Source organism: Microbulbifer discodermiae (assembly GCF_040742695.1).
In the GTDB taxonomy this organism is placed as follows: domain Bacteria; phylum Pseudomonadota; class Gammaproteobacteria; order Pseudomonadales; family Cellvibrionaceae; genus Microbulbifer.
In genome coordinates this window covers 1-9,157 of the sequence record NZ_JBFLAB010000089.1, presented here as the reverse complement: position 1 = coordinate 9,157, position 9,157 = coordinate 1, and the positions used below count along the sequence as shown (strand labels likewise).

Genomic DNA, 9,157 nt, shown 5'->3' with positions numbered 1-9,157 from the left:
ACAAAACAGCGTTTATGACCTGTATATTCGGTATTTTGACGTTACCTCGCTGTAAAGGCAGCAGGTGTTCGATAATTTTGAATTGCGATTTTGTGATTTCCATAAACGCAGATTTTATCAAAATTAGTGTTAACAGGCCCTAACCAAAGCTAATAATTTTTCGATTAACCGATCTGCGATCGCGGGGTGAATAACAGCACATTTGGGTACCATACATATCTGGCCAGAGCCAAAGAAACATTCAGTTAGGGCTTCAGCGGCGCAATCCAAGTCGGCATCGTGCCAGATTACACATGTATCATTTCCAGCTAGTTCCAATATGGGTTTTTTACCCCTTTGAACCGCTTCACAACCAATCTGTATGCCGCGTTCGCTGCCTCCAAAGAAGAAAATATCGTCTACCAATGGGCTATCCATCCAGCGTCCAATTATTTTACTGGACATGCCACAAACCAGGTTCAAAGTTCCAGGGGGAGCACCCATATCTTCCAATATTGGAGCGACAATTTCTCTCCATACATACATAACACCATAGGAACAACTTCTGGGTGCCTTCATTACCAAAGCATTTCCCGCTACTAAGCAGGCCAAGCCTCCTACGGAGTTAGAAGCCGCAGCGTTTTGTGGAGGACTGAGGGTTACCACACCATCAGCTTTGCGCATTAACTTAAGGTCGCGTGAACCAATTTGGCACTCCTCTAGCAGTAATTTTCGCCATAAGGCAACGGAGGCTGAGTCTGTGCTCTGTAAAACGCCTGATACTTCCCACTCGGCCAATTTCCGTGGATGCCCCTCTTCGATTAATACGTCGATAAATTCCTGCTTGCGCTTTAAGACTTCCTGATGAAACCTGGTGGCAAGTTGTAACCGTTTTTCCATCGGAAATGCAGACCACCGGCTAAAAGCGTCTCTAGCCGACTCCAGGGCAAGTATCAACTGCTCATCGGAAGTGATATCACATCGAGCTGCAACGTCTGGATGTGATTCTCCATCATCGCGCCTTCCTTTTTCTTGGTTACGTTTTAATTTCAAGCTTTGAAGAGTGTCGGTTAACACTGCCGAAGCTCTGATTGTGTATACCCATGAACCAGAAGAAACCTCCTCCCCATTGATATAAGAGTTATAAGATCGCATAAACAGTCCCTACTTCGACGAAATTCTTTTTAACAAAGTGTCTAGAATTTGTATGTTGATAGCCAAAGTATCCGCATCGGAATTCTCTGCAGATCCGGCTAGACGACTTTAACGACAGTAATGTCAAAAAGACTTTACTGCCCAACAATTTATTTTCTGTAAAGATGTACAATCATTCCCCTTCCTCAAGCGCCGCTCTTTTTCGGATGTTAGCGACTCCCCCTAGGCAACGATAAATATTTACCACCAGTAAATTCTCAGTACCGAAACTATGCACAGCCGTTGAGAACAGCTCTCTGGGCGAAGCGCCGATTTTTGCGGTAGCCGAAAATAGTTTGTATACATCGGAAAGAGCACTCCACTCCTGTGTGAACTTTTTTCTTATCCTCTCTACCATTTGTTAAGCAGCCAAATCTCTGAGCTTTTGGAGCTTTGGGGTTATACAGTCAATCAACCTCTTTACCCCCCGGCGCATTGAACCCTTCCGCCATTGCAGCCTTATTCTCTCGCCACCTGCTCCGCGTCTTCATACAGCAATTACACTTCTGTGGTAAAATCAAACGCGCTACCCGCTGTTCCAAGATTATGGATAATTCCTGGAGTACCATCAGTGCCAAAGTACAGCTTTATGCCAAAAAGCTATTGGTAGTCTTTTCCATGGAGTGGACTTGTTGATTCTGGTCTTTCTTCTTGCTATTAGTAGAACGTGGAGCTGAGATAACCGTGATGAATATAAAGCTCTCCATTCTAGGCCAGCCAAAATTAACTTGTTCACGATTTTAACCCTCGCACTGTATACTCCGAACCCGCTGCCAGCCTTCATAGGTGATGCCGGGCCACCCCATGACCAGGCTGCGGCTATCATCAACTGCCGGGTTTGTTTGGTTCGACATCTTTGCAACCCGCGGTTAGAACGCAGCCCACGGCTGAATATTGATTGGCAAATATCATCCGTCCGTAGCTGTTGTCTTCCTTTGATCAAGTTGAACTTTCATTTAGGTTAAAATCTTGAGTGATTATTCCTGGATAAGTTGTGCAGCATCGAATCAGTATTTTGTGTTTTTGCCAGAACGAAAAGCGCGGATGCTACCGCAGCTTGCTTTCCATTCCAACCCGTTGAGATGAATTTTTTATTCTGTGGTGGTACCGAATGTCGATGAGGCTTTTAAAAAATTACCTGAATCACAGTAAAATAAGCCCATTAAACCTGACGCCAAATTTCTAAAAGAAGGATTTGTGACGATTGATTGACGTTGACAGAATTTCTCACACTCCTCCTAAATCTCTCTTTTAGAAATTTCATGTACGCATTTAATGACAAAGTAAAAATATTTGATGGTTACTCCTAAAAACTACCTGAGTTCCGTTAAAATAGGTCGAATTGCTATCCAGTATGGTTTACAGCAAAAGCAAGGCAATCGTCGGGATGGAAGCGTGAGAATTTAGGCAAGTAACCTGCCGAGGCCAATTGAGCGAAACTCAAGCTTCAAGCGGCGGAAGGATCTGGACGATCGGTGGACCAAGGGAGGCAACGAGACGAGACCCACTATGAGTAGTAGAAAGGATGCATGCGTGAACAAGAAGTATAAGCTTGCCCAAGACTGCTGCCGCTGTAGTACTTGACGCGCAAGTATTTTACGTCCTGCAGGAGGACAATACTTCCAAAAGTGTTTTGGGCAGACAATGTTACTGCATTGAAGAGGGTGATATCACACTGCAAGCTATGGGCTACCATAGCCATATGCAGTAGGAAATTGATTGAAATAGCTAGGGGGTACATCAAATAGTTTTTTTGAGACGCCAAATAGAAGTTTGGTCGGTAAGTTTATCGAAACACCTGGGCCACTAACTTACGTAGTTTTGTGGATTGACAGGGAAGTCCTACAGTTTTTTTAGATTTTTAAGTTTAGGCTCGTTGAGCAAGGATTTTGTGGAGTAAAGAAGAAATGGATTTGTTGAACAATCCAGAACAAAAAAAGCAATCTGAAAGCCTGATTTATAAATATGAAAAGATTAAACAACTTGACTACGATTTTTGTAAATTGTTCAACAAGTTTAATCATATACCATCCTTGAGCAAATTCCTTGGTGCAATTAGTATATTGGGTAATGGGCGGTTTTGGTACGCACTTATAATATTACAACCACTTATATCAGGGCGGACCGGATTTTTGACTTCTGGCTTGTTATTGTTTGCAGGGTTATTAACCCTCATAGTCTATTTATGGATTAAAAAAAAATTCCAACGAGAGCGACCTTTCATTAATATTTCAAATATAAAAATTACTGAGTCAGCTCTCGATATATATAGTTTTCCTTCTGGTCATACTATGCATTCAGTTTGCTTTAGTATAATACTTATATCCAGCAATATATGGTGGGGGCTGTTAGTTGTGCCTTTTACGATTCTAGTCAGTATATCTCGGGTTGTGCTGGGTTTACACTATCCGTCAGATGTTATTGTTGGCGCTGCTATCGGTGCAAGTGTAGCCGCGATCACTCTGTATTTCATCCAACTCAGCATATTCGCAGGAATATAATTTGATGCATAAGTTAGTAATTAATTCGATAGCACGCCCTTGGATTACTGTTTTTATTACTTTAGTGCTTATTATTACTGCAACTATGGGAGCTTTTCAGGGGTTCACATGGAGTATTCCTTTTAAGAATGACTACAAGGTGTTCTTTCGGGATGATAATAGCTATCTGAAAGATTTTTTGAATTTACAAAAAACTTATACAAAGAGTGATAATGTTGCCATTGTTGTAGTTCCTAAATCCGGCACAGTATTTTCCGAAGATGTGCTACTGGCCATCCAGGAGCTAACTGAGCAATCCTGGCAATTTGAACACAGCACACGTGTAGACTCTCTTAGCAATTTTCAACATAGCTATGCAAAACAAGATACTATAGTTATTGAAGACCTTGTGCCACTCGATATGCCGCTGAGCAAAGAGCGCATTGAGTATATTGCCCGTATCGCTCTCAAGGAGCCTCAACTGGTGAAGAGCATACTGGCACCCGATGGTTCATCATCTGTGGTGAATATAACTTTTACGATCCCAGAAGAAGATATGACCGAAGCTGTGCCTGAAATAGCCAGGGCAACGGAACGCGTCACGGGTGAATTTTCGAATAGATATCCAGATATTGATTTTATGTTGTCTGGTATTGTAACGATGAATAACAGCTTTCAAGATATTGCCGTCACCGATACAGCAACTCGTATCCCCGCTATGCTACTGCTAGTATTAGTTTTGCTAGCAATGATAACGCGCTCCATATCAGCCAGTATTATCTCTTTAGTGATCATCACTGTAAGCGTAGTAACGACCATCGGTATTTGGGGATGGCTTGGTGGCGAACTCAGCAGCCCCACTACAACTGCACCTATTGCAATACTGACATTAGCGGTGTCCGACTGTGTACACGTATTCACATCCTATATAAAGCAAATACGCAAGGGAGATTCCAAATTAACGGCAGTTAAGTACAGTGTAGAGTCAAACCTACGGCCTGTTTTTCTTACTAGCGTCACCACTGCGATTGGATTCCTTACAATGAATTTTTCGGATTCACCACCTTTTGTTGGTTTGGGAAATCTGGTTGCTATAGGTGTTATGCTGGCATTTCTGTTTAGCATAACGCTATTGCCAGCTTTAATGATCATTTTTCCTTTTGACATACCAAAAAGGACGCGTGATTATTCATTAATGAGTTATTTTTCAAATTTTGTCATTCGCAAATACAAAAGTATATTTTTTATTACACTTGTCTGCATGGCAGCGGCGATTAGCCAATTACCAAAAAACCAATTGGACGATGATTTTGTAGACTACTTCGATGAGTCAGTTCCTTTTAGAGTCGCCGCTGATTATATGGAAGCTAATATTGCCGGTATGACGACGTTGGAACTGTCATTTGATTCCAGGCGGGAAGAAGGCATTAATTCTCCTGAGTTTTTGGCTTTCATCGATCAATTTCAAAACTGGCTTTATACCCTGGATGACACAGATAATATTAATAGTATTACGCATACGATTAAACGATTAAATATGAACATGCATGGAGATGATCCTAATTTCTATAAATTGCCCGAATCTAAGGAGCAAGTGGCTCAGTATATATTGTTATTGGAAATGTTATTGCCGCAGGGGCTTGATACCAATAATCTGTTAAATGTTGATAAATCGGCGACCAGGGTAACGGTAACTTTTCAAGATCTCACTTCAAACGAGACTATAGCTCTGGAAAATCAGATAAAAACACATTTTGATTCTCTAAATAGTCCTTACCAGATGTCAATTGCGAGCCCATCTTTGATGTTTTCGCATATTGGCGCAACCAATATTATGAGCATGCTAAAAGGCTCAACTACCGCATTAGTCTTGATTTCCATACTGCTCATGTTTGCCCTTCGCTCAGTTAAGATTGGTGCTTTAAGTCTTATTCCAAATTTAACTCCTGCAGCTGTAGCCTTTGGGATCTGGGCACTACATTCAGGTGAAGTCGGTTTAGGGCTTTCAGTAGTATTGGGTGTTACATTGGGAATTATAGTCGATGATACAGTCCATTTCTTAACTCGCTACCAGCAAGCGAGGAAAAAACTGCGATATTCTGCGCAGGACGCCATCCGGTATTCATTCGAAGTCACCGGGGACGCTCTTGCTACGACAACCTTAATATTGGTTGCGGGTTTCTTGGTAATGGCTACTTCAAGCTTGCAGGTCAATGCGGAAATGGGACTCATGACAGCCATCACTATCAGCATAGCTTTATTGGTGGACTTCCTATTCCTTCCATCTTTGATACTAATGTTGAATAAAGTGCGGAGCAATGACAACATAGCAGTTAGCTATATTTATCAAGCTGGTGCAGATGAAAAAATGGGAAAATGAAGTGAAGAAGAATATATTTAAAATCTTTGTATTATGCGGCTTATCTTTGATAAGCCTTCCTGGATTTTCTCAAAACGAAAAAGGATTACAAATTGCTCTTGATCAAAAAGCCAGGAATACCGGGTGGAATAGCTCCTACTCGGAGTTCAAAATGATTTTAGAAAATCAAACTGGAGGTAAAAGTACCCGAAAAATGCGCCTGAAGACTCTAGAAGTGGCAAATGACGGCGATAAGTCGCTAATTATCTTTGACCGTCCCAGCGATGTTAAGGGTACCGTATTTTTAAACCACTCGCATATTAATAAGGCGGATGAGCAATGGCTATATTTACCTGCGCTTAAACGTACCAAAGTAATTGCTTCGCGTAATAAATCCGGCCCATTTGTTGGCAGTTAATTTTCTTTCGAGGACCTATCATCTTTCGAAGTGGGTAAATACCAGTTTACTTACCTGGGTGATGACAAGATTGGCGATATTGATACATTTAAGGTTGAACAGGTTCCCGTTGATAGATTTTCGGGCTACCAAAAAAGGGTGGCATGGATAGATTCGTTGCGCTTTATTCCACTGAAAATCGAGTTCTATGATCGGAAAGGTAGTCTCTTAAAGACACTGGCATTTAACAATTACCAACTTTATCTCGATAAGTTTTGGAGGGCCCACGATTTACTGATGATCAATCATCAGACTGGAAAATCGACTAAACTTATAACTGAAAAGTTCGAATTTAATTTGAATTTAGGAGATTTAAATTTTTCAAGTAATAGGTTGGATAAGGTTCGTTAATGAAAAGAGGAGTTAATTTATATTTTTCGATCTTAATATTATTGGCAAGCAACGTTAATGCTGTCGAGATGCAGGGAAACCTCAATATGGAGCAGCGGCATTACATCAGTGAGGGTGAACAACAAGAAAAACAATATGAAGCGACACTATCCTTTGAACCTGAATTATACTATAGCCGAGATAATATTGAAATAAATATAAAACCTTATGCGCGAGCAAACTCAATAGATGAAAATAAATCTGATTTTTATTTTAAAGAATTTAATTTTATTTATACATTAAATGCACATGAATTTAAGGTGGGCATTGATCAGGTGTTTTGGGGAGTTGCCGAATCTCAGCATATCATCGATGTTATCAATCAAACTGATACTCTGGCAAGCGTGGACTTTGAGCAAAAAATTGGTCAGCCCATGTTGCAATATACTTACTATACCAATGAAAGCTCGCTTCAGTTTTTTCTTTTAACGAATTTTGAAGAGCCGCCATATGCTTCTAATGAAGGAAGACTTAGACCGGCACTGGTAGTTGATCCATCATTAGCTCACTTCGAGTCCGGCAAAGGAAAGAACCGTCGTGATTTTGCTGTAAGATACAGCGATCGCCTAACTTCTATAGATTACAGTTTGCATTATTTTAATGGGATACAGAGAAACCCGGTCCTACAATATTCAGCAGCACATAATGCACTGGCCCCTTTTTATCCCAATATGGAGCAGGTCGGGCTTGAATCACAGCTCGTATACGAAAACTGGTTGTTCAAATTCGAGGGCTACCACCGCCATTCGACGGACAACTACACAGCGTTGACGGCAGGTTTTGAGTATTCATTTGTTGGTATTTTTGATTCCCTATGGGATTTAAATCTCATTGGCGAGTATCAATATGATTCTCGTCAAAACGCCAGTTTAGCGCAGGGCCAGAATGATCTATTTCTAGGGGCAAGAATCACATTAAATGATATGAATGGCACCACTGCACTAATAGGAGTCGCCCGGGATCTAGATGATAGCGGCACTCGCAGTGGACGACTCGAGTTGTCTAGCAGGTTCAATGACAGTTGGCGTTGGAGGATAGAAGGGTGGATGTTTCAAGCTGGATCCCAGCAGGAGATCACCTTCTTTGCTGCTAAAGATGATTTTCTTCAATTTACTGTTGAATATTACTTTTAAATATTGTTGTTGTGACTTACACTATTACATTAGGAAAATATCTCTTAAAATTTTTTGGATTCATGTAAAGAGTAAACTCGATGATTTTTAGGGTCGGTTTTTAACATAAATGATCGAGGCGATATATGCATATGGTCCTAGGATTGCGTACGTTCATGTGCAGATTGGCACTGCGAATCTGATTTGCCAGATGGATTGATTGGCTTTCACGGCCGATGTATTTTCGTTGTATCACCAAGGTTGTGAACATATCCGTAAGCTGACGAAGGGGCTGAAGTCCACTGGAAACCTATGTTTATTTATTTCCCATGCGAGCTTGGTCGATAAATTTCTGGAAAAATCCGGCTCACTAACTTAGCTATTTTCACGGATTTGTAGAAAAGTAATTGTACTTTTGAGGAAAAGAGTGTGAAAATTAAAATACCTAAAACAATAGCTTTTTCATTGATATCGCCACTGACTTTTGCTTGTAATTTTGAAACTGGTGAGATAGAACAATTTGTTAGATTAAAGTCTAAGGATACTGGGTTCAATACTTATTGGTCGGCCACAAAAGAACCCAATAAGTTCTTTGAGTTACCTGATGGTACGGGTTTAAATATTAAAATAATTCCTGCAACGTCGGATAAATACAAGGAAATGCTTGAAGGGCCTACGTCTTTGGCGTTTATCCCGGAATTAGTAAAAATTGAAATTGAAGCGACTTCTTTACATGGAGAAAGCGAAAAGCACAGTTCATGGGGCGGCGTCAGTTCAATACAGGAATACAGTCAAATCGGAACTGCTGGAATTGAATTGGTATTGTTAAAGCAGGGCTGCGCTGCTGAACACTATTAGCGTTTTATCGCAAGAATTTCTGTATGGTTCCGTTATAAAATAAATAGTTATTTCTAGGTGTAACTGTAGCTGCCATAAAGCAGTCCTTGATGGCATCTTTTTGATGCTCTTCAATAGGTAAAACTAATTGTCAGATATCGAACGCGGGGATGCAATGAAGGCTATTGTAGCGGGATCAGCCCTATAGCAGGCTGTTGAAATTGTCCCGCATCATCAGCGGCTTTGATAAAATTCTCGTACGATAAAAACTAGGTCTTACTCCGACATGCGTGGCGCTGATATCACTCAAGAAGCTCTTTTTACAACGGTACACCTCGAGAGCTTCGTG

Annotated in this window: 5 protein-coding genes and 1 pseudogene; 5 read left to right on the top strand and 1 reads right to left on the bottom strand. The window is 40.9% G+C overall.

The genetic code is table 11. The features are described from left to right. Positions 1-129 precede the first annotated feature (129 nt). A complete protein-coding gene (locus AB1S50_RS18220; RefSeq protein ID WP_367152583.1) occupies positions 130-1,056 on the bottom strand; it encodes an aldehyde dehydrogenase family protein in 927 nt (308 codons plus the stop codon). 2,024 nt (positions 1,057-3,080) lie between these two features. Between AB1S50_RS18220 and AB1S50_RS18215 the strand changes: the two genes are divergently transcribed. From AB1S50_RS18215 to AB1S50_RS18195, 5 genes and pseudogenes are all read left to right on the top strand, one after another. Then, the gene (locus tag AB1S50_RS18215; protein WP_367152581.1) at positions 3,081-3,674 is read left to right on the top strand and encodes a phosphatase PAP2 family protein; all 594 of its coding nucleotides are present in this window, start codon (positions 3,081-3,083) and stop codon (positions 3,672-3,674) included. 4 nt (positions 3,675-3,678) lie between these two features. Further along, positions 3,679-6,033: an efflux RND transporter permease subunit gene (locus AB1S50_RS18210; RefSeq protein WP_367152579.1), complete on the top strand. Its 2,355-nt coding sequence runs from the start codon at positions 3,679-3,681 to the stop codon at positions 6,031-6,033. Next, a pseudogene (locus AB1S50_RS18205) lies at positions 6,014-6,820 on the top strand (outer membrane lipoprotein-sorting protein). Before AB1S50_RS18210 ends, AB1S50_RS18205 begins: the two are co-directional and overlap by 20 nt. Then, entirely contained in the window at positions 6,820-7,992 is a 1,173-nt protein-coding gene (locus AB1S50_RS18200; RefSeq protein WP_367152577.1) for a hypothetical protein, read from the top strand. The pseudogene AB1S50_RS18205 and the gene AB1S50_RS18200 overlap by 1 nt, the downstream one beginning before the upstream one ends. 408 nt (positions 7,993-8,400) lie before the next feature. Continuing rightward, positions 8,401-8,829 carry a hypothetical protein gene (locus tag AB1S50_RS18195; RefSeq protein ID WP_367152575.1) on the top strand — a complete coding sequence of 143 codons (429 nt, stop codon included), beginning with the start codon at positions 8,401-8,403 and terminating at the stop codon, positions 8,827-8,829. Positions 8,830-9,157: the final 328 nt, after the last annotated feature.